A 26,445-nucleotide genomic window follows, 5' to 3' on the forward strand; every position below is an offset into this window, starting at 1 on the left:
TTTTACGTCCGGAGACGTTGATATCAATCCTGCGAGTGCCCACACAGATTGTCTGATAAATTGTTAAAGAGCGGTGCAATCAGCGCCTTAAGCTGCTGTTGCGAGGTGGCGTATATTACGCTTTCCTCCTTCAGAGTCAAACACTTTTTTCAGCATTTTTTCTCTGGCGGAAGTTCTTAGCGAAGCTTCCTGTCAACACCGCACTTCGTAAACCGTTGTGCCGTTTCGATGGATGCGCATTATAGGGAGTTGTTCGCAGCGCGCAACCGCTAAATTCAATAAAAACAACCGTTCGCTGCATTCCACAGCAAAACCCCGCCTTATACCCACTTACACACAGTGTTATCCACATTCATCTGCACAAATGAATTTAGGCGAGCATCGCGCAAACGTTTTCGCTACAATGCCCGGCGACGTCAAGGATGCCCCTTTTGGGGCGTTACATGAAGCAAGTACTCTCTTCTATATATAAGAGAAGCGCTAAGCTTGATGTAACGCTCTTATTTATGCGAAACAAAGCCAAGGGATAAAACCACCATGCAACAACGTCGTCCAGTACGCCGCGCTCTTCTCAGTGTTTCTGATAAAGCCGGTATCCTCGAATTTGCTCAGGCACTCTCCAGCCGTGGTGTTGAGCTGCTCTCCACAGGTGGTACTGCTCGCCTGCTGGCAGATGCGGGCCTGCCCGTCACCGAAGTCTCTGACTACACCGGTTTCCCGGAAATGATGGATGGACGCGTCAAAACGCTGCACCCGAAAGTGCATGGCGGTATTCTGGGCCGTCGCGGCACCGATGATGCGATCATGGCCGAGCACGCGATCAACCCTATCGATATGGTGGTGGTAAACCTTTATCCCTTCGCTCAAACCGTTGCCAAACCCGATTGCTCACTGGCAGACGCGGTAGAGAATATCGATATCGGTGGCCCAACCATGGTGCGCTCCGCTGCGAAGAACCACAAAGATGTGGCAATCGTGGTGAAGAGCAGCGACTACGAGGCCATCATCGCCGAGCTGGACGCCAACGAAAACTCCCTGACGCTGGACACCCGTTTCGATCTGGCGATCAAAGCCTTCGAACACACCGCAGCCTACGACAGCATGATTGCCAACTACTTTGGCAGCCTGGTACCGGCTTATCATAGCGACAGCAAAGAGCCTGCCGGCCGCTTCCCACGAACGCTGAACCTCAACTTCATCAAGAAGCAGGATATGCGTTACGGCGAGAACAGCCATCAGGACGCTGCCTTCTATATAGAAGAGAATGTGGCAGAAGCTTCTGTTGCGACTGCACAGCAGGTACAGGGCAAGGCGCTCTCTTACAACAACATCGCGGATACCGATGCCGCACTTGAGTGTGTGAAAGAGTTTGATGAAGCCGCTTGCGTGATCGTTAAGCATGCTAACCCGTGTGGTGTGGCAGTGGGCGGTTCGATTCTTGACGCCTATGAGCGCGCTTACAAAACTGATCCAACTTCTGCTTTTGGCGGCATCATCGCTTTCAACCGTGAATTGGATGAAGCCACTGCCCAGGCGATCATCAGCCGTCAGTTTGTCGAAGTGATCATTGCCCCTTCAGCCAGCGAAGCGGCACTTAAAGTTACCGCAGCAAAACAGAACGTTCGCGTGCTGGTTTGTGGCCAGTGGCAGGGCCGTGTTGCTGCACTGGACTTCAAGCGTGTTAATGGCGGCCTGCTGGTTCAGGATCGTGATCTCGGTATGGTTGATGCCAGTCAGCTGCGAGTCGTGACTAAGCGCCAGCCAAGCGAGCAGGAACTGCGTGATGCGCTGTTCTGCTGGAAAGTAGCCAAGTTCGTGAAATCCAACGCCATTGTCTACGCACGTGACAATATGACTATCGGCATAGGCGCCGGACAGATGAGCCGCGTTTATTCTGCCAAAATTGCCGGTATCAAAGCAGGCGACGAAGGTTTAGAAGTGAAAGGTTCAGCCATGGCGTCTGATGCTTTCTTCCCGTTCCGCGATGGTATCGACGCAGCGGCTGCTGTAGGTATCAGCTGTGTGATTCAACCAGGTGGTTCTATCCGTGATGATGAAGTGATTGCCGCCGCTGATGAGCACGGTATTGCGATGATCTTCACCGACATGCGTCACTTCCGCCATTAATAGCCTGGAGCCGTATAGATGAAAATTTTAGTGATTGGTAATGGTGGACGTGAACACGCGTTGGCATGGAAAGCAGCACAGTCACCGCTGGCCGAAACGGTCTTTGTTGCACCGGGCAACGCGGGTACCGCACTGGAACCTGCACTGCAGAACGTGGCGATCAGCGCCACTGACGTTCCTGCACTGTTAGCCTTTGCTCAGAAAGAGAAGATCGATCTGACCATCGTAGGCCCAGAAGCGCCGCTGGTGATTGGCGTGGTCGATGCGTTCCGTGCAGCGGGTCTGAAAATCTTTGGCCCAACGCAGGCGGCTGCACAGCTGGAAGGATCAAAAGCCTTCACCAAAGATTTCCTGGCACGCCAGCAGATCCCTACCGCTGAATACCAGAACTTTACGGAAGTTGAGCCCGCGCTGGCTTACCTGCGTGAGAAAGGCGCACCGATCGTGATTAAAGCGGATGGTCTGGCAGCCGGTAAAGGGGTTATCGTCGCGATGGAACTGGCTGAAGCGGAAGCTGCAGTGCAGGACATGCTGGCAGGTAACGCTTTCGGCGATGCAGGCCATCGTATCGTCATTGAAGAGTTCCTCGACGGCGAAGAAGCCAGTTTTATCGTGATGGTGGATGGCGACAACGTGTTACCCATGGCCACCAGCCAGGATCATAAACGTGTAGGCGATGGTGATACCGGCCCAAATACCGGAGGCATGGGCGCTTACTCGCCAGCCCCGGTTGTCACCGATGAGATCCACCAGCGTGTGATGGACCAGATTATCTGGCCAACCGTTAACGGCATGAAAGCGGAAGGCAACACCTATACCGGCTTCCTATATGCCGGCCTGATGATCGATAAAGCCGGTCAGCCGAAAGTGATCGAGTTCAACTGCCGCTTTGGCGATCCAGAAACCCAGCCGATCATGCTGCGTCTGCAGTCAGATCTGGTTGAGCTGTGCCTGGCCGCAGTGGATGGCAAACTCGATAAGCAGACCTCGCAGTGGGATCCACGCCCATCGCTGGGTGTCGTGCTGGCGGCTGGCGGCTATCCCGCGGATTACAACACCGGTGATCAAATCCACGGTCTGCCGCTGGAAGAAGTGCCGGACGGTAAAGTGTTCCACGCGGGCACCACGATGAAAGATGATGTGGTGGTCACCAACGGTGGACGCGTGCTGTGCGTCACTGCCCTGGGCGAAGATGTGGCTGCCGCGCAGAAGAATGCCTATGCGCTGGCGAAACATATTTCCTGGGAAGGCAGCTTCTGCCGTAAAGATATTGGTTACCGCGCGATTAATCGCAAGTAATTATCAAGGGGCGCGCTCTGCGCCCCTTGTTTTTTCCCAACTCAGAAATCACTCTCTTTCGGCTGCCAGCTACACTCATCCTCTGGCGTCGCCCGCAACAACTGCACGCCTTCAGGTGCCTCCAACCATGACACCATCAACGACTGTGGCTGGTTTTGCTGCTGCTGAGATAGCGTGGCAATGATTCCGCTATCAAAGGGTGCATTCACCACTTTGCCATCACAATCGCGCACCTGCGTAGCGCCCAGCCAATGCCCCTGCTTCAGTAATACACGGCCACTCAGCAACGCATTACTTTGCTCCAGCATACGTTGCGCGTCGAAACGATAGAGCTCAACCGTATCACCACTTACCGCTTCACGACGGCCGGCCAGCTGACGCTGCATAAAATTAAGATTGCCCAGATGGTCAAAACGCAGCGTCACGTCATCGGGTTGCTCACCCGCCACAATGCGCTCAACGCTGATCAGGTGGTTCTGTTGCCAGTTGTAGTCAGTGGTTTCCATGGCATCGCCATTGAAAGGGGTATAAACAGTGCGAAGATGGACAGCCTGATGGTCACTGTTCTTGCGCCAGATGCGCACAGTGCCACGATCGGCCAGATAGCCACTTGCCGTAAAGGCAGGGAGATCAGAGGTGGAACTACAGCCCGCGAGCAGCGCACCGAGTAACAGGGCGCAGACGCGCTGAGTAATCGTGTTCAGCATGACAGGCCCCAATAACAAAAAGGGGCGTGTCGCCCCTCTTTTAAAGCTTAAACCGCGATGCGGAAAACTTACTTAACAGCGTCTTTCAGAGCTTTACCAGAGACGAACGCTGGCACGTTAGCTGCCGCGATTTTGATCTCTTTACCAGTCTGTGGGTTGCGACCGGTACGCTCAGCGCGGTGGTTCACTTTAAAAGTACCAAAACCAACCAGTTGTACAGCATCACCTTCTTTCAGAGACTCAGTGATCGCAGCCAGGGTAGATTCCAGCGCAGCTTTAGCCTGGGTTTTTGACAGGTCAGCTTTCTCTGCGATCACATCAATCAGTTGAGTCTTGTTCATAAGTTATCCTTAAAGTGTATTTATCGCTTGCTAAGCAACGAGTGCGAGGGAAAAGCCATATTCTGGCACTCTTCAACCTGCACGCAAAGATAGCCACAATTTTCAGCCCCCCAAATGTAGACCAGACAGGGGGCTGATGTGAAGCCTCCAGGCGCGGTAATTCAGGCCTGAAGTCACGTTTTATCGCCTTGTTGCTGAAAAAGTATACCGATGTTACTGATTCCCGCTTCGCGCAGGTCAGAACGTAACCCTTTAATCAGCTCAAGGTCGCGCTCTTCGCAGTCTGCCAGCAGACGGAAAATCTCCCACTGCAGATCCCATTCATCAATCACCGCCTGATTTTCACGCAGCTCTTCATCGGTCATTTCACGACCGGCCTGCGTCATTTCAAGGATAGCGACGGTGGTGATCGAGGTGCGACTGACTTCGATTGCGTGCTCCAGAGTTTCGCCGCTGAGTTGTGCATGCACAACTTCGCTCAACGCAACACAGGCATCGATTGCTGGGTGGACACCATAGATATCAAAATCATCGCCATTCGGAATCGCAGACTCCAGCTTCTCCAGTTGGCTATCGAAGTTAATTTTGGCGTCTTTGACCGTCAGGCTTTCCCAGATAAGGTCAAGGATGCGACGATAGAGTTGCGGATCGGCGAATTCAGTCTGCTGACAGAAGGCCCAATAATTGGGGAACATCCGCTCGCACAGACAGGCCATAAAGGTCATATGCTGCCAGCTTTCCAGCTTCGCCAGACGCAAATGGACGGGGTTCTGTAACATCAAACTTACTCTCAATAGGTTAGCTGGCGGCAGTGTACCGCAAAAGCCGCGCGCAAACAGCGTTAACGCGCATTTTGCCAACGCAGAAACGCAGGACGCCCCGAAGCAACCGCATCGGCCCAGCGTGTAGGCTCGGGCAAACGATAGCCCGCGGTACATTTCTCCACCCAATTCAGTGCGCTGTCCATACTGACACGATGCCCGGTTGAGACGAACAAAGGGTTGCAGCGCGCTTTACTGCGCCACACCCAACCAATTTGTTCGCCTTTATCCATCAGTGGCTGGCGGCTCCCCGGTTCAGCATCCAATTCGGTAAAACGCCCGCAGAGCCGTTTTTTCGCCACGCCAATGGTTGGAACATCCACCAGCGAGCCAAAATGCGCAGCCACGCCGAGGCGACGGGGATGGGCAATACCATGACCATCAACAAATAAAAGATCGGGTTGGTGTGTGAGCTGCTGCCAGGCTGCAAGCAGTGCGGGGACTTCGCGAAACGATAAGAAACCCGGGATGTAAGGCATGGTGGTCGCGAGGCGTGCTATACGGTGCTCCACGAGTTGCAATGAGGGATATTCTAATACCACCAGTGCCGCACGCGTGATGTCACCTTCCTGTTCAAAACCGACGTCCGCACCGGCGATAAAACGAGGCGGCAGGACGTCGAAATCATCCTGCCGCACCACGTTAGCAGCGCGTTGTAACTGTTCAGCCCGCAGCGCGGCTAAATCCATGCTTAACCCTGATGATAAGGGCGAGACAGACGATGTACGGCTTCGACGAATGCACCGGCGTGCTCTGGCGGCACATCCTGATGAATGCCATGGCCCAGGTTGAAGACATGCCCTTCACCCGTGCCAAAGCCTTCAAGGATAGTGGCCACTTCCTGCTCGATACGTGCCGGAGGCGCATACAGCATGGAAGGATCCATGTTGCCCTGCAACGCAACTTTGTCACCCACGCGACGACGCGCATCGGCGATATCGGTGCTCCAGTCCAGTCCCAGCGCATCACATCCGGTCGCTGCGATAGCTTCCAGCCACTGACCACCACCTTTGGTGAACAGCGTAATCGGCACACGGCGACCTTCGTTCTCGTGCAGCACGCTATCGACGATTTTGTGCATATAGTAGAGTGAAAACTCACGGTAATCGCGGCCAGTCAGCACGCCGCCCCAGGTGTCGAAGACCATAATCGACTGTGCACCGGCTTTGATCTGGGCGTTCAGGTAATGGATGACACTGTCAGCCAGCTTATCCAGCAGCTTGTGCAGGGTTTGCGGCTCGGCATACATCATCTTTTTAATTTTGGTGAACGCTTTGCTGCTGCCGCCTTCAACCATGTAGGTCGCCAGCGTCCATGGGCTGCCAGAGAAACCGATCAAAGGCACTTCGCCTTTCAGGTTATGGCGAATGGTACGCACCGCATTCATCACATAACCCAGCTCATCTTCCGGATCCGGGATCGGTAGCTTGTCGACATCTGCACGGCAGGTAATAGGATTTGAGAAGCGCGGACCTTCGCCCGTTTCAAAATAGAGCCCCAGCCCCATCGCATCAGGAATCGTCAGGATATCGCTGAAGAGGATCGCGGCATCCAGCGCATAACGACGCAGCGGCTGCAGGGTGACTTCGCACGCCAGCTCCGCATTCTTACACAGCGACATAAAATCACCGGCTTCAGCACGCGTGGCTTTGTACTCCGGCAAATAACGCCCGGCTTGTCGCATCATCCATACAGGGGTGACATCCACCGGCTGACGTAACAGGGCACGCAGATAACGATCGTTCTTCAGTTCACTCATAATGGGCTCTCTCATGCTAAGGCCGCCAGTGTAGCATTTTCACGGCGCGCTGGCGCGACACAGGGCAACGGTATCTTCAATCAACCGCCGTGCCACCGTGCCCGGTGGCGGTAACAAGGGCAAATCGTCATAGCGATACCAGCCGGCATCCAGCAACTCTTTGCCATCATGCTGCAACTCACCGCCCTCATATTCGGCCATAAACGCCATCATTAATGAATGCGGGAACGGCCAGGGCTGCGAGGTGACGTAGCGGACATTTTTAACCCGGACGTTGCTCTCTTCCATCACTTCACGCGCGACGGCCTGCTCCAGCGTCTCCCCGACCTCAACAAAGCCAGCTAATACTGTGTAAATGCTGTTGCGATGGCGCGCATGGTTGGCCAGCAGAATCTCCTCCCCCCGGCGAATCGCTACGATGATGCACGGTGCAATTTGCGGGTAATAGCGCTCGCGGCAATGGTGACACAGGCAGGCAAATTCGCGTTTACTGAGGTGCATTTCGTGGCCGCAGTAGCCACACCAGCGGTGTGAGCGGTAGAATTCGGCGAGTTGAACTCCACGTCCAACCATCTGAAAAAGCCCAACATCTTCGTCGATAAGCTGGCGAACAGAGCCCATATTGTCAGGTCGTGATTCACATATCAGCCAGACATTCTCCGCCTGCCATTCGCCAATCAAAATCGCGGTTTTTCCAGTCAGGCCAAAATCGCCGGATAAGCCATGCGGCAGTTCACCTTGCGGTAACCAAAGTTTATGTTCATGGCTGACAATCCACCAGCCAGCGTCTACGCTTGAGATCTCACGTTGCATCTTATTCGTTGTCCTTAGCGTCAAATGGCACGCTGAAATCCTGATGTTAAGTGTGGAATGGATAACTATAACTCACCCGGAGCCCCATATGCTTACCCAGTTAGATGACCTGGCCAGGCGTGTAAGTGGCGGTAATGAACTCGTTGATGCGTGGCTGCGCGCGCGCCGACAGTTGCTTGTCAGCTATTACGCATTAATTGGCATCAAGCCAAACAAAGAGGCGCTCAGTGCCCTGGATGAACAGGCGCTGGATGCGTTTTGTCACGGCCTGGTTGATTACCTCTCAACCGGTCATTTCAGTATTTATGAACGCATTATCAGTGAGATGGAGGGCGATAGCCCACTCATTGCGGCAGCCCAACTCTATCCCGCTCTGGAAGCGAATACCGATCGCATGATGCAACTGTATGACAGCCATCTGCAGCAGGCCATCAACGACGATAACTGCGTAGAATTCCAGAAGGCGTTATCCGAAGTGGGTGAAGTGCTGGAGTCGCGCTTCACGCTGGAAGATAAGCTGGTGCAACTCGCCTGGGATAACCAGCTGGCGCGCCCACCGGTCGCCAATGAAAGCAGCATGGCTCGCCCCGCTTAACTTCGGCCCCATGTAAAAAACTTGTTATTCCGAAAAAGCCCTCTTATGCTGAATGGGCTTTTTTATTGAGGCCTATTCACGTTTTTATGCGTCTCTTTAAAGCAATCTAGAGTCAAATTTTGCGATATAAGCGTAGCGTGCGCAGCCAGTTCACGCTCGGACAGCGCGCAGTGGCCGGAGCGTACACGTAGTACGTGACGGACACGAGCACTGCCCTGGCGTGAAATGGCCAGCAAAGTAGCTTATATCGTAAAATTCAACCTTGTCGGAGTGCCCTAAGGGGCTGAGACCGTTTATTCGGGATCCGCGGAACCTGATCAGGTTAGTACCTGCGAAGGGAACAAGAGTAGACATTCACAGAGCGATGCGTGTTGGCGCCCGGCATCGTCCCTGTTACTCCTTCCGAACTCTGGACAAGCAACTTCCCCTTAATTCAGGAAATTTGCTATGTCTGTTGCTAAAACTTCTCGTCGTGAACAACGTGCACAAGCGCAGGAATTTATCGATTCGCTGCAGGGCACTGCTTTCCCCCAATCCAAACGTATCTGGATCACCGGCAGCCGAGCGGATATCCGTGTGCCGATGCGCGAAATCCAGCTTAGCCCTACACACATCGGTGGCACAAAAGAGAATCCACAGTATGAGCGCAACGAACCAGTGCCGGTATATGACACGGCAGGTGCTTATGGCGACCCTGCGGCCACCATTGATGTGCATCGGGGATTAGACCGATTGCGTGAAAACTGGATTGCTGAACGCGATGACAGCGAAGCGATCCACCAGTTGAGTTCGCAATACACTCAGCAACGCTTAGCCGATGAAGGGCTGGATCACCTGCGCTTCGAGCAGTTACCGCAGCCGCGTCGTGCCAAAGCTGGCCGCTGCGTCACACAGCTGCATTACGCACGTCAGGGCATTATTACACCCGAGATGGAATTTATTGCGGTGCGAGAAAACATGGGCCGCGAACGTATTCGTGGTGAAGTGCTACTGCAACAGCACCCGGGCCACAGTTTTGGTGCCAATCTGCCGGAAAACATCACCGCCGAATTTGTGCGCCAGGAAGTTGCCAGCGGCCGCGCTATCATACCCTCCAATATTAATCACCCCGAATCCGAGCCGATGATCATTGGCCGTAACTTTCTGGTGAAGGTGAACGCCAATATAGGCAACTCAGCGGTGAGCTCATCGATCGAAGAGGAAGTGGAGAAACTGGTGTGGTCAACACGCTGGGGGGCGGATACCGTGATGGACCTCTCCACAGGCCGCTATATCCATGAAACGCGCGAGTGGATTTTGCGAAACAGCCCGGTGCCGATTGGCACTGTGCCCATTTATCAGGCACTGGAGAAAGTGAACGGCGTGGCGGAGGACCTTAACTGGGAGATCTTCCGCGATACTCTGCTTGAACAAGCAGAACAGGGGGTGGATTATTTCACTATTCACGCCGGTGTGCTGCTGCGCTATGTGCCGATGACGGCTAAACGTCTGACCGGTATTGTCTCGCGTGGTGGTTCGATCATGGCGAAGTGGTGCCTGTCACATCATCAAGAGAGTTTCCTCTATCTGCATTTCCGCGAGATCTGTGAAATCTGCGCTGCCTATGATGTCGCGCTCTCACTCGGTGATGGCCTGCGTCCGGGATCAATTCAGGACGCCAACGATGAAGCCCAGTTTGCCGAATTGCACACGCTAGGTGAGCTGACCAAAGTTGCCTGGGAATACGATGTGCAAGTGATGATTGAAGGTCCAGGCCATGTGCCAATGCAGATGATCCGCCGCAACATGACCGAACAGTTAGAGCACTGTCACGAAGCGCCGTTTTACACGCTTGGCCCACTGACCACCGATATCGCCCCCGGGTACGATCATTTTACCTCCGGCATTGGTGCCGCGATGATTGGTTGGTTTGGCTGCGCCATGCTGTGCTACGTCACACCGAAAGAGCACCTCGGTTTGCCGAATAAAGAAGATGTTAAGCAGGGTCTGATTACCTACAAGATCGCCGCGCATGCAGCCGATCTGGCTAAGGGCCATCCCGGCGCTCAGATCCGTGATAACGCCATGTCGAAAGCACGCTTTGAATTCCGTTGGGAGGATCAGTTCAATCTGGCGCTCGATCCGCATACGGCACGCGCTTATCACGATGAGACATTGCCGCAGGAATCGGGCAAAGTGGCTCACTTCTGCTCAATGTGCGGTCCAAAATTCTGTTCGATGAAAATTACCCAGGAAGTGCGCGAATATGCTGCTCGCCAGCATGCAGAAGTCCAGCCCATTGAAATTGGCATGGCGCAGATGTCGGATGCCTTCCGCAGTCGTGGTGGCGAGCTTTATCACGCCGCCGATGCCCTTAAAGAGGAAAAAGTATGACCGATGCCTTTCCAGCCACGGCCCCGAAACTGGGGCTGTACCCTGTTGTTGATAGCGTAGAGTGGATTGCACGCTTACTGGAGGCTGGCGTTCGCACCATCCAGTTGCGCATCAAAGATTGCCAGGATCATGAAGTAGAAGACGCAGTGCGCGAGGCAATTGCGCTGGGCAAGCAGTATCGTGCACGCCTGTTTATCAACGATTACTGGCGATTAGCGATCAAATATAACGCCTATGGCGTGCATCTTGGTCAGGAAGATTTGGACGTGGCTAATCTGGACGCTATCCGCCAGGCAGGTTTGCGTCTTGGGTTATCGACTCATGATGATGCCGAGTTAGACCGCGCGCTGGCGCTGCGTCCTTCCTACATTGCATTGGGGCATATTTATCCCACACAAACCAAAGATATGCCTTCGGAACCTCAGGGCGTCGTAGAATTGAAACGCCACATGGCGCGGTTGCAGGATATACCGACTGTGGCGATTGGCGGTATATCCCTTGCGCGCGTACCTGAAGTTTTGGCCACTGGCGTTGGAAGCGTTGCCGTGGTGAGCGCCATTACTCAGGCGGCAGACTGGCGTCAGGCGACACAGGAGCTGCTGGCACTGGTTGAAGCTGGAACCCAGCCCGCAGAAGCGTTGTAACGTTCTGCAATCAGGGTAATTTGGCTGGAACCTCACGCGCAGTCCGCTTCCTGCGGGCTAGCGTGTTTTTCCGGTCAGGATAAAGTGTGCCTGCCCGCTGTCGCTGGCAGTGGGCCAGGGCTGGTCTACCTCTCTCTCCAGCCCTGCCTTTCCACTTTAATCAGTCAGGGATGAAGCGGGTTCCGTTTCGATATGACAGCCATGCATGGCCTGCTCCACCGCAGCGCCAAGTTGGGCGATGGCCTGTTCTGTATGCTCATTGATGGGCAACCCATAATTCAGGCGCAAGCAGTTACGATATTTGCCCGAGGCAGAAAACAGCGATCCGACAGCGACCTGAATGTTCAACGTGCGAAGTTCGGTGTTAAGCCGAACCGCATCAAACGCTTCAGGTAACTCAATCCACATCAGGAAGCTGCCCTGCGGACGCGAGACACAGATACCGCACGGGAAATAGTGGCGTACCCAGCAGCTAAAAGTCTCGTAGTTACGTTGATATATCTGGCGCATCCGGCGTAAATGCGGCCCATAGTGACCAAGACGAATAAATTCGGCCACCGCATGTTGCGGCTGTGTGGCTGTTGAACCCGTGCCGATATATTTCATATGCAAGACGCGATCGCGATAGCGTCCAGGTGCCACCCAGCCAACACGTAACCCGGGAGCCAGCGTCTTAGAGAATGAACTACACAACAACACCCTGCCATCCATATCCAAAGATTTAATGGTAATGGGACGTGGATACTCCCATGCCAATTCACCGTAAACATCGTCTTCAATAATCGCGGCATCAAAGCGCTGTGCCAGTGCCAGCAGCGCACGCTTGCGCGCCTCGGGCATGATAAATCCGAGTGGATTATTGCAATTTGGCACTACTACCACGGCTTTAATGGGCCACTGCTCGAATGCCAACTCCAGAGCTTCAAGGCTAATGCCCGTCACCGAATCGGTAGGGATTTCAATGGCACGGATACCAAGCCCGCGCAGGGTCTGCATCGTGCCATGAAATGTCGGAGATTCAACGGCGATAATATCACCCGGTTCACACACCGCACGAATCGACACGGACAGCGCTTCATGGCAGCCCGTGGTGATCACAATATCCTCTGCGGTGAGCTGACAACCGCTATCGATAGTTAAGCGTGCGACCTGCTCACGCAAGGCCGCAACGCCTAACAGACTGTCATAATTGAGCTGGTCAAGATCCTGCTTCTGCGCCATTCGGCTCTGAATTTTCCATAATGGCTTCAATGTCGGCTGGGTAAGGTCTGGCATGCCGCTACCTAATTGCAGCACGTTACCGCTGTTGCGGCTGCTTAATAATTCCAGCACCGATTCCCACTGGGTGATCTCGACGGGGCGTTGTACGGGGCGGGTTAACGCAGGAACAGGAGGCGTGGCTTTGCGCGTCGCAACGAAATAGCCAGAGCGCGGCTGCGGCACAATAAGCTGTTTCTCTTCTAGCAGGTGATACGCCTGCTGCACGGTACTGATGCTCACACCGTGTTCAATACTCAGTGTGCGCACTGAGGGTAAGCGCTCGCCGCTACGGTAGAGTCCCTGCTCAATCCTGTCTGAGAGCAAGCAAGCCAGATGTTGGTAACGCGTCATCGTATGATTCCCCTCGAGTTCACTGAATCTAAATCAGTACAGATCATCCTTTTTTTTACCATTCAGATCCTATCATGCGCAATCTGTATGTTAATAATAAGTGATTTTTGAATCTGTATTGAAATGCACAGGAACTGGACAATACCACTCAGACAACTGACTGAGGGCATTTATTATGGAATTCGATCAAAACCGCGCAGCAAAACCCTTTGATGTAACGCTATTGGATATGGTTCGCGGCACGGGACGTGCCATCAAAAGATGGCGCGCCCGCCGTGAGACTCGCAAAATTCTGTCTCACTTAAGCGATGCACAACTGCGCGACATTGGCCTGACCCGCCACGATATCTGCCGTAAGGGCTGATTAAAAACGAAAAAAAACCCTGCCGAGGCAGGGTTTTTTATGGGTCAGCTTCGCAGACGATTATTCGTCGTCGCTACCGCCAAGACCGGCGTTCAGCAGTTCAGCCAGGCTCGCAGAGGCTTCATCCGCAGTCACCTGCGGTGCAACCGGTGCTTCACCTACAGAACGGCGACGCATACGATCCTGATGGTAAGCATAACCGGTACCGGCCGGGATCAAACGACCCACGATCACGTTCTCTTTCAGGCCGCGCAGTTCATCACGCTTGCCTGCTACTGCTGCTTCAGTCAGGACACGTGTGGTCTCCTGGAACGATGCTGCAGAGATGAACGATTCGGTTGCCAGAGAAGCTTTGGTGATACCCAGCAGATCGCGCATAAAGGTTGCGCCAATTTTGCCGTTCGCTTCGAGGTCGCGGTTAGCGATCTTGATGCGAGAGTATTCAGCCTGCTCACCTTCCAGGAACTCGGTGCTGCCCGCGCTGGCGATGGTTGCTTTACGCAGCATCTGACGCACGATGACTTCGATGTGTTTATCGTTAATCTTAACGCCTTGCAGACGGTAAACTTCCTGCACTTCGTTAGTGATGTAACGGGTCACAGCATGGACGCCACGCAGACGCAGGATGTCGTGTGGAGACTCTGGGCCGTCAGAAACAACGTCACCACGTTCTACACGCTCACCTTCGAATACGTTCAGCTGACGCCATTTCGGAATCATCTCTTCGTACGGATCGCTACCATCAACCGGTGTAATCACCAGACGACGCTTGCCTTTGGTCTCTTTACCGAACGAGATAATACCGCTGATCTCGGCCAGAATTGCTGGCTCTTTCGGACGACGCGCTTCGAACAGGTCAGCAACGCGTGGCAGACCACCGGTGATGTCCTTGGTACCGCCAGATTCCTGAGGTACACGAGACAGGGTGTCACCCGCACTGATCTTAACGCCATCTTCCAACTGAACAATCGCTTTGCCCGGCAGGAAGTACTGAGCTGGCATGTCGGTACCTGGAATCAGAACATCATTTCCGTTGGCATCAACAATTTTCAGCGCAGGACGCAGATCTTTACCGCCCGCAGTACGTTCTGCAGAATCCAGAACCACCAGCGATGACAGACCAGTCAAGTCATCAGTCTGACGAGTAATCGTCTGACCATCGATCATGTCAGTGAAGCGAATGAAACCGCCCACTTCGGTGATAACAGGCATGGTGTGCGGATCCCAGTTTGCTACGGTCTCGCCCGCTGCAACCTGCTCACCATCACCTTTAGCCATCATCGCGCCGTAAGGGACTTTATAGCTCTCTTTGGTACGACCGAATTCATCGATCATCTTCAGCTCAACGTTACGAGAGACGATAACCAGTTTCCCGGAGGAGTTGGTTACAGACTTCGCGTTGGTCAGCTTAATAGTACCTTTGTTCTTCACCTGGATGCTGGATTCAGCAGCCGCACGAGATGCCGCACCACCGATGTGGAACGTACGCATCGTCAGCTGTGTACCCGGCTCACCGATGGACTGTGCTGCGATAACGCCGATGGCCTCACCTTTGTTGATGATGTGACCACGTGCCAGGTCGCGACCGTAGCAGTGTGCACACACACCAAAGTCGGTTTCACAACCAACAACAGAACGCACTTTGATCGCATCAACTGAGTTGAGTTCGATCACATCACACCAGTGCTCATCGATCAGCGTGTTACGCGGGATCAGGATGTCAGCAGTACCTGGTTTCAGTACGTCTTCAGCAGTCACACGACCCAGTACACGCTCACGCAGTGGTTCTTTAACGTCGCCACCTTCGATAACCGGAGTCATCATGATGCCTTCGAAAGTACCACAGTCGTCTTCGGTAACCACCAGGTCCTGCGCAACGTCTACCAGACGACGCGTCAGATAACCGGAGTTAGCGGTTTTCAGTGCGGTATCCGCAAGACCTTTACGCGCACCGTGCGTCGAGATGAAGTACTGGAGTACGTTCAGACCTTCGCGGAAGTTCGCGGTGATTGGCGTTTCGATGATTGAGCCATCTGGCTTAGCCATCAGACCACGCATACCGGCCAGCTGACGAATCTGTGCAGCAGAACCACGCGCACCGGAGTCGGCCATCATGTAGATGCTGTTGAACGAGACTTGCTGCTCTTCTTCGCCGTGACGGTTGATCACGGTTTCGGTTTGCAGGTTGTCCATCATCGCCTTGGAAACGCGTTCGTTTGCTGCGGCCCAGATATCGATGACTTTGTTGTAACGTTCGCCAGCAGTAACCAGACCAGACTGGAACTGTTCCTGAATCTCAGCAACTTCCGCTTCTGCTTCTGCCACGATTTCCGCTTTCTTAGCAGGGATCACCATGTCGTCGATACCTACAGAGGCACCTGAACGGGCTGCGTAAGCAAAGCCGGTATACATGGTCTGGTCAGCGAAGATAACGGTCGGCTTCAGGCCCAGGATGCGGTAACAGGTGTTCAGCATCTTAGAGATAGCTTTCTTACCCAGCGCCTGGTTGACGATGGAGTAAGGCAGACCTTTCGGCACGATCATCCACAGAATCGCACGACCAATGGTGGTGTCGATTAAGCTGGTTTTCGCGACGAACTCTTCTTGTTCGTTTTTGCTGTACTCGGTGATACGCACTTTAACGCGAGCATGCAACTCGGCCAGGCCAGCGCGATAAACACGCTCAGCTTCTTTCGGGCCAGTCAGCACCATGCCTTCGCCGCGCGCATTCACTTTGTCACGGGTCATGTAGTACAGACCCAGTACAACGTCCTGAGAAGGAACGATGATTGGCTCGCCGTTCGCAGGTGACAGGATGTTGTTGGTAGACATCATCAGAGCACGTGCTTCCAGCTGAGCTTCCAGCGTCAGCGGTACGTGAACTGCCATCTGGTCACCATCGAAGTCGGCGTTATATGCCGCACAAACCAGCGGGTGCAGCTGGATTGCTTTACCTTCGATCAGAACAGGTTCGAATGCCTGGATACCCAAACGGTGCAGGGTTGGTGCACGGTTCAGCAGTACTGGGTGTTCGCGGATCACTTCGTCCAGGATATCCCAAACGACAGCTTCTTCACGCTCAACCATCTTCTTAGCAGCTTTGATGGTGGTCGCGAGGCCACGCAGCTCCAGCTTGCCGTAGATGAACGGCTTGAACAGCTCCAGTGCCATTTTCTTCGGCAGACCACACTGATGCAGACGCAGGTATGGACCTACGGTGATTACAGAACGGCCAGAGTAGTCAACACGTTTACCCAACAGGTTCTGACGGAAACGACCCTGCTTACCTTTGATCATGTCGGCCAAAGATTTCAGAGGACGTTTGTTAGAGCCAGTGATGGCACGACCGCGACGGCCGTTATCCAGCAAGGCATCTACCGCTTCCTGCAGCATACGTTTTTCGTTACGTACGATGATATCTGGCGCAGCCAGATCCAACAGACGCTTCAGACGGTTGTTACGGTTGATGACGCGACGATACAGATCGTTCAGATCCGACGTAGCGAAACGACCACCATCCAGCGGTACCAGCGGACGCAGATCTGGCGGCAGAACCGGCAGAACGGTCAGGATCATCCACTCTGGCTTGTTACCAGACTGTACGAACGCTTCCAGCAGCTTGATACGCTTGGTCAGCTTTTTACGTTTGGTCTCGGAGTTGGTTTCGTTCAGCTCTTCACGCAGCTGCTCGCACTCTTGCTCCAGATCCATATTTTTCAGCAGCGCCTGGATAGCTTCCGCACCCATCTTCGCGTCGAATTCGTCACCGAACTCTTCCAGCGCATCAAGGTACTGCTCTTCGGTCAGAATCTGACGTTTTTCCAGGTTGGTCATACCGCCTTCGATCACAACATAAGATTCGAAGTACAGTACGCGCTCGATATCACGCAGTGGCATATCCAGCAGTAAGCCGATACGCGAAGGCAGTGATTTCAGGAACCAAATGTGCGCAGTTGGTGAAGCCAGTTCAATGTGGCCCATGCGCTCACGACGAACCTTGGTCTGTGTAACTTCAACGCCACACTTCTCACAGATCACGCCACGATGTTTTAAACGCTTGTACTTACCGCACAGGCATTCGTAATCTTTTACCGGCCCAAAGATACGGGCGCAGAAAAGACCGTCACGCTCCGGCTTGAAGGTACGGTAGTTAATGGTTTCTGGCTTTTTAACTTCACCAAAAGACCATGAACGGATCATATCTGGCGAAGCCAGAGCGATCTTGATCGCATCAAACTCTTCGGTCTTAGTTTGCGCTTTCAGAAACTTAAGTAAGTCTTTCACGGATTAGCTCCCGTCGGAGTGGAACTCTCAGGGACGCACACCGAAGTGCGCGTCCCGTAACCAGTACTTACGAGTGCTTACTCGTCTTCCAGCTCGATGTTGATACCCAGCGAGCGGATCTCTTTCAACAGTACGTTGAAGGATTCCGGCATGCCCGGTTCCATCTGATGGTTGCCATCGACGATGTTTTTATACATCTTCGTACGGCCATTCACGTCATCAGACTTAACGGTCAGCATTTCCTGCAGGGTATAAGCAGCACCGTATGCTTCCAGTGCCCACACTTCCATCTCACCGAAGCGCTGACCACCGAACTGCGCTTTACCACCCAGCGGCTGCTGAGTAACAAGGCTGTACGAGCCAGTTGAACGGGCGTGCATCTTGTCGTCGACCAGGTGGTTCAGTTTCAGCATGTACATGTAACCTACGGTTACCTGACGCTCAAACTGCTCACCGGTACGGCCGTCGAACAGAGTGATCTGACCGGAAGAAGGCAGGCCGCCGAGCTGCAGCAGCTCTTTGATCTCGCTCTCTTTCGCACCATCAAACACTGGCGTTGCGATTGGCATACCTTTTTTCAGGTTCTCAGCCAGACGCAGAACTTCGTCGTCAGTGAAGGTGTTCAGATCGACTTTCTGACGCACATCGGTGCCCAGATCGTAAGCACGCTGGATGAACTCACGCAGTTTGGCGACTTCTTCCTGCTTCTTCAGCATCGCATTGATTTTCTCACCAATGCCTTTAGCCGCCATACCCAGGTGGGTTTCCAGGATCTGACCGATGTTCATACGTGACGGTACGCCCAGCGGGTTCAGTACGATGTCGACCGGCGTGCCGTTCTCATCGTAAGGCATATCTTCGATCGGGTTGATCTTAGAGATAACACCTTTGTTACCGTGACGACCTGCCATCTTGTCACCAGGCTGGATCTGACGTTTAACCGCCAGGTACACTTTCACGATTTTCAGCACGCCTGGTGCCAGGTCATCGCCCTGAGTGATTTTGCGACGTTTAGCTTCGAGTTTTTTCTCAAACTCGTGCTTCAGCTCGTCATACTGCTCAGCCAGCTGCTCGAGAGAGTTTTGCTTCTCTTCATCAGTCAGGCCCAGTTCCAACCAGCGCTCACGTGGCAGTTTGTCCAGCTTCTCAGCTTCAACACCACCCGAGATCAGTACCGCCTGAATACGGCTGAACAAGCCCGCTTCGAGGATCTGCAGTTCTTCAGACAGGTCTTTCTTAGCCTGCTTCAGCTGCATCTCTTCGATTTCCAGCGCACGTTTGTCTTTTTCTACGCCATCGCGAGTAAAGACTTGAACGTCGATAACCGTACCGGAAACACCGTTAGGAACACGCAGAGAAGAGTCTTTAACGTCAGACGCTTTCTCACCGAAGATCGCACGCAGCAGTTTCTCTTCTGGCGTCAGCTGAGTTTCACCTTTCGGCGTCACTTTACCGACCAGAATGTCACCACCGGTCACTTCCGCACCGATATACACGATACCGGATTCATCCAGTTTGGAGAGTGCAGCTTCACCCACGTTCGGGATATCAGCGGTGATCTCTTCTGGCCCCAGCTTGGTGTCACGAGACACACATGCCAGTTCCTGGATGTGGATAGTGGTGAAACGGTCTTCCTGGACAACACGCTCAGAAACGAGGATGGAGTCTTCGAAGTTGTAACCGTTCCATGGCATGAACGCCACGCGCATGTTCTGACCCAGCGCCAGTTCACCGAGGTCGGTAGACGGGCCATCTGCCAGCACGTCGCCACGTTCGATTGGCTCACCCAGGGACACACATGGCATCTGGTTGATGCAGGTGTTCTGGTTAGAACGGGTGTACTTGGTCAGGTTGTAGATGTCGATACCCGCTTCGCCCGGATACATCTCATCTTCGTTAACTTTGATAACGATACGAGAAGCATCAACGTACTGAACGGAACCGCCACGTTTCGCTACGGCAGTTACACCGGAGTCAACCGCTACTGCGCGTTCCATACCGGTACCGACCAGCGGCTTATCAGCGCGCAGAGTTGGTACTGCCTGACGTTGCATGTTCGCACCCATCAAGGCGCGGTTAGCATCATCGTGCTCCAGGAATGGAATCAGTGACGCACCGACTGAAACGACCTGTTGGGTCGAAACGTCCATGTAGTCAACTTGGTCACGGCTGAACAGGCTTGATTCACCTTTGCTACGGCAAGTGACGAGATCGTCAACAAAGCTACCGTCTTCAGCAAGGTTGGTGTTCGCCTGAGCGATAACGTAGTTACCCTCTTCGATTGCAGAGAGGTAATGAATTTCATCACTCACTTTGCCATCTACCACGCGACGATACGGAGTCTCAAGGAAGCCGTATTCGTTAGTCTGCGCATAAACAGAAAGGGAGTTGATCAGACCGATGTTCGGACCTTCTGGCGTTTCGATTGGGCATACACGACCGTAGTGGGTTGGGTGTACGTCACGCACTTCGAAGCCTGCACGCTCACGCGTCAGACCGCCTGGGCCCAGGGCAGAGATACGACGCTTATGCGTGATCTCAGACAACGGGTTGTTCTGATCCATAAACTGGGACAGCTGGCTTGAACCAAAGAACTCTTTCACCGCCGCCGAAATAGGCTTGGCGTTGATCATGTCCTGAGGCATCAGGGTATCGAGGTCGCCCAGAGACAGACGCTCTTTAACAGCACGCTCAACACGCACCAGACCCACACGGAACTGGTTCTCAGCCATCTCACCGACTGAACGGATACGACGGTTGCCGAGGTGGTCGATATCATCGACTTCGCCAATACCGTTACGGATGCCGATCAGTTTCTTCATCACTTCGATGATGTCGTCTTTGCTCAGGATACCTGAACCTTCGATTTCATCACGCAGCAGTGAACGGTTGAACTTCATACGGCCAACTGCAGACAGATCGTAACGATCTTCTGAGAAGAACAGGTTCTCGAACAGGTTCTCTGCAGCTTCGCGCGTTGGCGGCTCACCAGGACGCATCATACGGTAGATCTCAACCAGCGCGCTCAGGCGATCGTTGGTTGGGTCAACACGCAGGGTCTCTGAAATGTATGGGCCGTGATCCAGGTCGTTGGTGAACAGCGTTTCAATGCGTTTGTGGCCTGACTGGCTCAGTTTAGCCAGCAGATCCAGTGAAAGTTCCATGTTCGCAGGAACGATCAGTTCACCGGTGTTCAGATCGACGTAGTCTTTAGCGACCACTTTGCCAGCGATATATTCGACTGGCACTTCAATGTGCTGAATACCGTCTTTTTCCAGCTGACGAATATGACGCGCAGTGATGCGACGACCTTTCTCAACGTAGACCGTGCCATTGGCTTCGATATCGAAGCTGGCGGTTTCACCACGCAGGCGCTCAGGCACCAGTTCCATCTGCAGTTTGTTATCGCGGATTTCATACACCACTTTATCAAAGAACAGATCAAGGATTTGTTCAGTGGTGTAGTGCAGCGCGCGCAGAATGATACTGGCCGGCAGCTTACGGCGACGGTCAATACGGACGAAGAGGTTGTCTTTCGGGTCGAATTCGAAGTCGAGCCATGAACCGCGGTAAGGGATGATACGTGCGTTATACAGCACTTTACCAGACGAGTGCGTCTTACCCTTATCGCTGTCAAAGAACACGCCAGGACTACGATGCAGCTGAGAAACAATAACACGCTCAGTACCGTTGATAACAAAGGTACCGTTGTCGGTCATGAGTGGAATTTCACCCATGTACACTTCTTGTTCTTTGATGTCTTTTACGGTGCCTTCCGGCGCTTCACGCTCGTAGATCACCAGACGCAGTTTCACGCGCAGCGGTGCCGAATAGGTCACGCCACGGATCTGACATTCAGTTACGTCAAAGACCGGCTCGCCCAAACGGTAGCTGACATACTGCAACTCAGAGTTGCCGCTGTAGCTTGAGATTGGGAATACGGAGCGGAAGGCAGCTTCCAGACCGTATTGGCCTTCTGGATCTTGCTCGATAAACTTCTGGAACGAGTCAAGCTGGATAGAAAGGAGATAAGGTATGTCCAAAACTTGTGGACGTTTACCAAAATCCTTACGAATACGTTTTTTCTCGGTATAGGAGTAAACCATAGGGTTCCTCAGCTAGCTGACATGTCGAACCACGCTGTCCGTCCTGAAGGGACAGTTCATGCAACACTATTTTGTTTTTCATGCGATGCGTAACACCCCATGCAATACATCTTTCTATCACTCTTAAATCATTTCATCGCTGTTGCGCAGGCAGGGAACCCTCACAGGAAAGCGATATATTAAGTCGTCGATAGAAAAAGATATTGAAGAGAAACAATGGACAAACAGTGTGAAACGCCATCATTCCTCTGAAGCGCAAAAAAGCTGGTGACCCAAAAAGTCACCAGCCATCAGCCTGATGTTACTCAGGCTGCAACCCGAAGGTTGTCTTACTTAACTTCAACTTCAGCGCCAGCTTCTTTCAGCAGTGCTTCCAGAGCAGCTGCGTCATCTTTGCTGATGCCTTCTTTGATAACACCGGTAGCTTCAACCAGGTCTTTAGCTTCTTTCAGGCCCAGACCAGTTGCAGTACGAACTGCTTTGATTACGGCAACTTTGTTAGCGCCAGCAGCTTTCAGAATTACGTCGAATTCAGTTTTCTCTTCAGCAGCTTCAGCTGGGCCAGCAGCAACAGCTACAGCAGCAGCAGCAGAAACGCCGAATTTTTCTTCCATAGCAGAAACCAGCTCAACTACTTCCATTACGGACATAGCTGCTACTGCTTCCAGAATTTGATCTTTGGTGATAGACATATCGATTGTTCCTAAAAAACAGAAAAAGTTTATACGTTAGCAAGTACGAAGGAAAAGAAGATGGCCTTAAGCCGCTTCTTTTGCATCGCGTACAGCAGCCAGAGTGCGAACCAGTTTGCCAGCAGCGGCTTCTTTCATGGTCGACATCAGACGTGCCAGTGCTTCTTCGTAAGTCGGCAGAGTTGCCAGACGGTCAATATTGGCCGCCGTGATCAGCTCACCTTCAAAGGCTGCAGCTTTGACCTCAAATTTTGCATTCGCTTTCGCGAACTCTTTGAACAGACGAGCAGCAGCGCCCGGGTGTTCCAAAGAGTATGCAATCAGGGTCGGACCAACAAACGTGTCTTTCAGGATCTCAAACTGAGTTCCTTCAACGACGCGGCGCAGCAAGGTGTTGCGAACAACACGCATGTAAACGCCAGCTTCACGACCTGCTTTACGCAGTTCGGTCATTTTATCAACGGTAACGCCACGGGAATCCGCAACAACCGCTGAAAGCGCGCCTTTGGCTACTTCGCTAACTTCAGCAACAATCGCTTGTTTGCCTTGAAGATTTAATGCCATTAGCTTTTGCTCCTGGATTTGACCGGGAAAAATTTCCCGGAACTCACTTCACTCAGCTACCCGAAGGCACTGAGCGCTATTACACGGTGAGCAGAATCCAGTGAAGAAAAAATTCTTTTTGGTTCTGTCACCGTCTACGCAGGGTATTAAGCAGGTTATCCGAAGATAATCCCGCTCCTGCGGTCTTGGACGGAGGCCAGGATAAGGCCTGGCTCCAACCTAAGCCACTGAACATAAAAGCTTTTAGGCTTATACATTCAGCAACTTTGAATCTGGGTTCTAAATTGAATACTCAATCAGAACAACGGGCGTAAGATTCTAGATGAATTTTTCGCCCGTTTCAAGCAGCAATTAGTTTGCTGCTGCGCTCAGACCAGCCTGGTCAACGGCAACGCCGGCGCCCATGGTGGTAGAGATGCTAACTTTCTTGATGTACACTCCTTTAGCCTGTGAAGGTTTCGCTTTTTTCAGCGCAACCAGCAGAGATTCCAGGTTTTCTTTCAGTTTGTCAGCGTCGAAGTCCACTTTACCGATGGTAGTGTGGATGATGCCGTTTTTGTCATTACGATAACGAACCTGACCTGCTTTAGCGTTTTTCACTGCTTCAGCAACGTTAGGGGTTACAGTACCCACTTTCGGGTTTGGCATCAGGCCGCGTGGACCCAGAACCTGGCCCAACTGGCCAACAACGCGCATTGCATCTGGAGATGCGATAACAACGTCAAAGTTCATTTCGCCTTTTTTGATCTGGTCAGCCAGATCTTCCATACCTACCAGCTCAGCGCCAGCTGCTTTAGCAGCTTCTGCGTTTGCGCCTTGGGTAAATACAGCAACACGTACTGAACGACCAGTACCGTGTGGCAGAACAGTCGCGCCGCGAACGTTCTGATCTGATTTACGTGCATCGATGCCGAGGTTAACAGCAACGTCAACGCTTTCAACGAACTTAGCAGTTGCCAGTTCTTTCAGCAGAGCAATAGCCTCAGCGATGTCGTACTGCTTGGTCGCGTCAACTTTGTCACGGATTACGCTCATGCGCTTGGTCAGCTTAGCCATTTCTTAATCCTCTACTACCAGGCCCATGGAACGTGCAGTACCTTCGATAGAGCGAGTCATCGCTTCTACGTCAGCACCAGTCATGTCCGCAGCTTTAGTTTCTGCGATTTCACGTACCTGAGCACGAGAAACTTTACCGACTTTGTCTTTGTTCGGCTTACCAGAACCAGACTTGATGCCCGCTGCTTTTTTCAGCAGTACGGCAGCCGGAGGGGTTTTGGTAACGAAGGTGAAAGAACGGTCGCTGTATACAGTGATAACAACTGGAGTAGGCAGGCCTTTCTCCAGAGATTCTGTTTTAGCGTTGAACGCTTTACAGAATTCCATGATGTTAACACCCTGCTGACCCAGTGCTGGACCAACAGGTGGACTTGGGTTCGCCATACCAGCTGCAACCTGCAGCTTGACGTAGGCTTGTACTTTCTTAGCCATGATAATTCCTCAAATGGGTTATAGCGCCTGAAAACAGGCTCCCCGTGATTACGATTCACACGCTGTCACCAGCGCATAAAAACAAAAGGCGCGAAATTATAGGTAAATTTCGCGCCTTCCGCAAGAGCTATAAAGTGAACAAAAGGGTTAACCTTTCTCCACCTGAGCAAAGTCGAGTTCGACTGGTGTTGCACGGCCAAAGATGGAAACAGAGACCTTCAAGCGGCTCTTTTCGTAATCCACCTCTTCGACCACACCGTTGAAGTCGGCAAATGGACCGTCGTTGACGCGCACCATCTCGCCTGGCTCGAACAGCGTTTTTGGACGCGGCTTATCACCCACCTGCTGCAGGCGGTTCATAATCGCATCGACTTCTTTATCACTAATCGGCGCAGGACGGTCAGAAGTACCGCCAATGAAGCCCATGACACGTGGTACGCTACGCACTAAGTGCCAGCTGGCGTCATTCATCACCATCTGGACCAGCACATAGCCAGGGAAGAACTTACGTTCGCTTTTACGGCGCTGGCCACCACGGATTTCAACGACTTCTTCAGTCGGCACCATGACTTCACCAAACAGCTCTTCCATGTTGTGCAGTTTGATATGCTCTTGCAGCGACTTCGCTACGCGGGCTTCAAAACCGGAGAACGCCTGAACGACGTACCAGCGTTTTTTTGGAGCTTCAGACATCTCAGAACCTCAGGCCAGTGATAAACGATACCAGACGGACCAGAATTCCATCCAGCCCCCACAAAATCAGTGACATCACGGCAGTGACCGCGGCAACGATTAACGTGGTGTGCAATGTTTCCTGGCGAGTCGGCCAAATGACCTTACGCATTTCGGTTCTTGCTTCACGAGCAAAAGCCACAGTCGCTTTGCCTTTGATAGTCAGCAACGCTATGCCACCTGCCGCAGCAATCAGTACTACGACAGCCAGCGCGCGCAGAGGCAGCGTAATGTCGCGATAGAGATAGTTGCCAACGATGGCGGCTAACAGCAACGCGATGACAGCAACCCACTTTATCGCTTCCAGGCCGCGCCCGCTCCCTTGAGCTTCGGTATTCGCACTCATAAACCAACCTGCCACAATAATTCAGAAACAATTCTGCCCCGCAGAGCGAGGCATCCAAACCGAATGAGCTTTTGGGCGTAACTCGGTATCCGACGCCGTAAACCAGAGCCTGTCTCAGCAATGATTATGATCGAAAATCACTGATGAGCCAGGTTCTATGTAACAGCGTGCAAAAAGGGCATCAAATGATGCCCTTTCCATATGCATTGCGTCAAATGTTATCGCAATTAAGCGATAATTTCAGCAACAACACCCGCACCAACAGTACGGCCGCCTTCACGGATTGCGAAACGCAGACCCTGATCCATAGCGATTGGCTTGATCAAGGTAACGGTCATTTTTACGTTATCGCCTGGCATTACCATCTCAACGCCTTCTGGCAGTTGAACGTCACCGGTCACGTCAGTAGTACGGAAGTAGAACTGAGGACGGTAGCCTTTGAAGAACGGAGTATGACGGCCGCCTTCATCTTTAGACAGTACGTAAACTTCTGAAGTGAACTGGGTATGTGGCTTGATGGTGCCCGGCTTAGCCAGAACCTGACCACGCTCGATATCTTCACGCTTGATACCACGCAGCAGAACACCACAGTTCTCGCCTGCCTGACCCTGGTCCAGCAGTTTGCGGAACATTTCAACGCCGGTACAGGTAGACTTAACGGTGTCTTTCAGACCAACAACTTCAACTTCGTCGCCTACTTTCACGATACCGCGCTCAACACGACCGGTTACAACAGTACCACGGCCTGAGATTGAGAATACGTCTTCGATTGGCAGCAG

At 52.8% G+C, this 26,445-nt stretch carries 22 protein-coding genes and 1 riboswitch; of the genes, 6 read left to right on the forward strand and 16 right to left on the reverse strand.

Translation table 11 applies throughout. From position 1 onward, the window contains the following. The first annotated feature begins 537 nt into the window (after positions 1-537). Positions 538-2,127, forward strand: a complete 1,590-nt coding sequence (gene purH / locus QMZ65_RS24215; RefSeq protein ID WP_034828924.1) for a bifunctional phosphoribosylaminoimidazolecarboxamide formyltransferase/IMP cyclohydrolase — start codon at positions 538-540, stop codon at positions 2,125-2,127. An 18-nt stretch (positions 2,128-2,145) separates the two neighbouring features. Beyond that, entirely contained in the window at positions 2,146-3,426 is a 1,281-nt protein-coding gene (gene purD / locus QMZ65_RS24220; protein WP_097119770.1) for a phosphoribosylamine--glycine ligase, read from the forward strand. Between the two features lie 41 nt (positions 3,427-3,467). Here the strand turns inward: purD and QMZ65_RS24225 are convergent, their stop codons facing one another. The 6 genes from QMZ65_RS24225 to nudC all read right to left on the reverse strand — a co-directional run bounded on the left by QMZ65_RS24225 (position 3,468) and on the right by nudC (position 7,867). Further along, a complete protein-coding gene (locus tag QMZ65_RS24225; protein ID WP_097119771.1) occupies positions 3,468-4,133 on the reverse strand; it encodes a DUF1481 domain-containing protein in 666 nt (221 codons plus the stop codon). A gap of 68 nt (positions 4,134-4,201) precedes the next feature. Continuing rightward, positions 4,202-4,474 carry a nucleoid-associated protein HU-alpha gene (gene hupA, locus QMZ65_RS24230; protein WP_006121511.1) on the reverse strand — a complete coding sequence of 91 codons (273 nt, stop codon included), beginning with the start codon at positions 4,472-4,474 and terminating at the stop codon, positions 4,202-4,204. Positions 4,475-4,647: 173 nt separating this feature from the next. Continuing rightward, positions 4,648-5,253 (reverse strand): YjaG family protein, encoded by a 606-nt coding sequence (locus QMZ65_RS24235; protein ID WP_283216888.1) that lies wholly within the window; start codon positions 5,251-5,253, stop codon positions 4,648-4,650. 62 nt (positions 5,254-5,315) lie between these two features. Further along, positions 5,316-5,984: a deoxyribonuclease V gene (nfi, locus tag QMZ65_RS24240; RefSeq protein ID WP_097119773.1), complete on the reverse strand. Its 669-nt coding sequence runs from the start codon at positions 5,982-5,984 to the stop codon at positions 5,316-5,318. Between the two features lie 2 nt (positions 5,985-5,986). Next, positions 5,987-7,054: a uroporphyrinogen decarboxylase gene (hemE, locus tag QMZ65_RS24245; RefSeq protein ID WP_097119774.1), complete on the reverse strand. Its 1,068-nt coding sequence runs from the start codon at positions 7,052-7,054 to the stop codon at positions 5,987-5,989. Between the two features lie 39 nt (positions 7,055-7,093). Then, complete coding sequence (gene nudC / locus QMZ65_RS24250) at positions 7,094-7,867, reverse strand: NAD(+) diphosphatase (protein WP_283216889.1); 774 nt, start codon at positions 7,865-7,867, stop codon at positions 7,094-7,096. Positions 7,868-7,955: 88 nt separating this feature from the next. On the opposite strand from nudC, the gene QMZ65_RS24255 reads away from it, so the two are divergent. From QMZ65_RS24255 to thiE, 3 genes are all read left to right on the forward strand, one after another. Next, positions 7,956-8,462: an Rsd/AlgQ family anti-sigma factor gene (locus QMZ65_RS24255; RefSeq protein ID WP_058962185.1), complete on the forward strand. Its 507-nt coding sequence runs from the start codon at positions 7,956-7,958 to the stop codon at positions 8,460-8,462. Between the two features lie 256 nt (positions 8,463-8,718). Further along, a riboswitch (TPP riboswitch) is annotated at positions 8,719-8,819 on the forward strand. A 90-nt stretch (positions 8,820-8,909) separates the two neighbouring features. Next, the gene (gene thiC, locus QMZ65_RS24260; protein ID WP_283216890.1) at positions 8,910-10,835 is read left to right on the forward strand and encodes a phosphomethylpyrimidine synthase ThiC; all 1,926 of its coding nucleotides are present in this window, start codon (positions 8,910-8,912) and stop codon (positions 10,833-10,835) included. Beyond that, positions 10,832-11,479, forward strand: coding sequence for a thiamine phosphate synthase (gene thiE, locus QMZ65_RS24265; RefSeq protein ID WP_097119776.1), 648 nt, complete (start codon positions 10,832-10,834; stop codon positions 11,477-11,479). Before thiC ends, thiE begins: the two co-directional genes overlap by 4 nt. A gap of 156 nt (positions 11,480-11,635) precedes the next feature. On the opposite strand, the gene QMZ65_RS24270 is transcribed toward thiE, so the two are convergent. Further along, entirely contained in the window at positions 11,636-13,090 is a 1,455-nt protein-coding gene (locus QMZ65_RS24270) for an aminotransferase-like domain-containing protein (protein WP_097119777.1), read from the reverse strand. A gap of 175 nt (positions 13,091-13,265) precedes the next feature. Here QMZ65_RS24270 and QMZ65_RS24275 point away from each other — a divergent pair, with 175 nt between their 5' ends. Further along, positions 13,266-13,454: a DUF1127 domain-containing protein gene (locus QMZ65_RS24275; RefSeq protein ID WP_097119778.1), complete on the forward strand. Its 189-nt coding sequence runs from the start codon at positions 13,266-13,268 to the stop codon at positions 13,452-13,454. A gap of 60 nt (positions 13,455-13,514) precedes the next feature. Here QMZ65_RS24275 and rpoC read toward each other — a convergent pair whose 3' ends face one another. The 9 genes from rpoC to QMZ65_RS24320 form a co-directional block, all read right to left on the reverse strand. Next, positions 13,515-17,738, reverse strand: a complete 4,224-nt coding sequence (gene rpoC / locus QMZ65_RS24280; RefSeq protein ID WP_097119779.1) for a DNA-directed RNA polymerase subunit beta' — start codon at positions 17,736-17,738, stop codon at positions 13,515-13,517. 77 nt (positions 17,739-17,815) lie between these two features. After that, entirely contained in the window at positions 17,816-21,844 is a 4,029-nt protein-coding gene (gene rpoB, locus QMZ65_RS24285; RefSeq protein ID WP_034828907.1) for a DNA-directed RNA polymerase subunit beta, read from the reverse strand. Positions 21,845-22,173: 329 nt separating this feature from the next. Next, positions 22,174-22,536, reverse strand: coding sequence for a 50S ribosomal protein L7/L12 (gene rplL, locus QMZ65_RS24290; RefSeq protein WP_034828906.1), 363 nt, complete (start codon positions 22,534-22,536; stop codon positions 22,174-22,176). 66 nt (positions 22,537-22,602) lie between these two features. Then, positions 22,603-23,100, reverse strand: coding sequence for a 50S ribosomal protein L10 (gene rplJ / locus QMZ65_RS24295; protein WP_034828904.1), 498 nt, complete (start codon positions 23,098-23,100; stop codon positions 22,603-22,605). Between the two features lie 351 nt (positions 23,101-23,451). Further along, positions 23,452-24,156 carry a 50S ribosomal protein L1 gene (rplA, locus tag QMZ65_RS24300; protein ID WP_034828901.1) on the reverse strand — a complete coding sequence of 235 codons (705 nt, stop codon included), beginning with the start codon at positions 24,154-24,156 and terminating at the stop codon, positions 23,452-23,454. Positions 24,157-24,159: 3 nt separating this feature from the next. Further along, on the reverse strand, positions 24,160-24,588 hold the full coding sequence (gene rplK / locus QMZ65_RS24305) for a 50S ribosomal protein L11 (protein WP_034828899.1): 429 nt from the start codon (positions 24,586-24,588) through the stop codon (positions 24,160-24,162). A gap of 147 nt (positions 24,589-24,735) precedes the next feature. Further along, positions 24,736-25,281, reverse strand: coding sequence for a transcription termination/antitermination protein NusG (nusG, locus tag QMZ65_RS24310; protein ID WP_010616908.1), 546 nt, complete (start codon positions 25,279-25,281; stop codon positions 24,736-24,738). A gap of 1 nt (position 25,282) precedes the next feature. Then, positions 25,283-25,666, reverse strand: coding sequence for a preprotein translocase subunit SecE (gene secE, locus QMZ65_RS24315; RefSeq protein ID WP_283216891.1), 384 nt, complete (start codon positions 25,664-25,666; stop codon positions 25,283-25,285). 227 nt (positions 25,667-25,893) lie between these two features. Beyond that, the coding region (locus QMZ65_RS24320) for an EF-Tu C-terminal domain-related protein (protein ID WP_249221838.1) at positions 25,894-26,445 on the reverse strand (552 nt) is incomplete at its 5' end.

It is taken from the genome of Pantoea sp. EABMAA-21, from assembly GCF_030053335.1.
GTDB lineage: Bacteria > Pseudomonadota > Gammaproteobacteria > Enterobacterales > Enterobacteriaceae > Pantoea > Pantoea communis.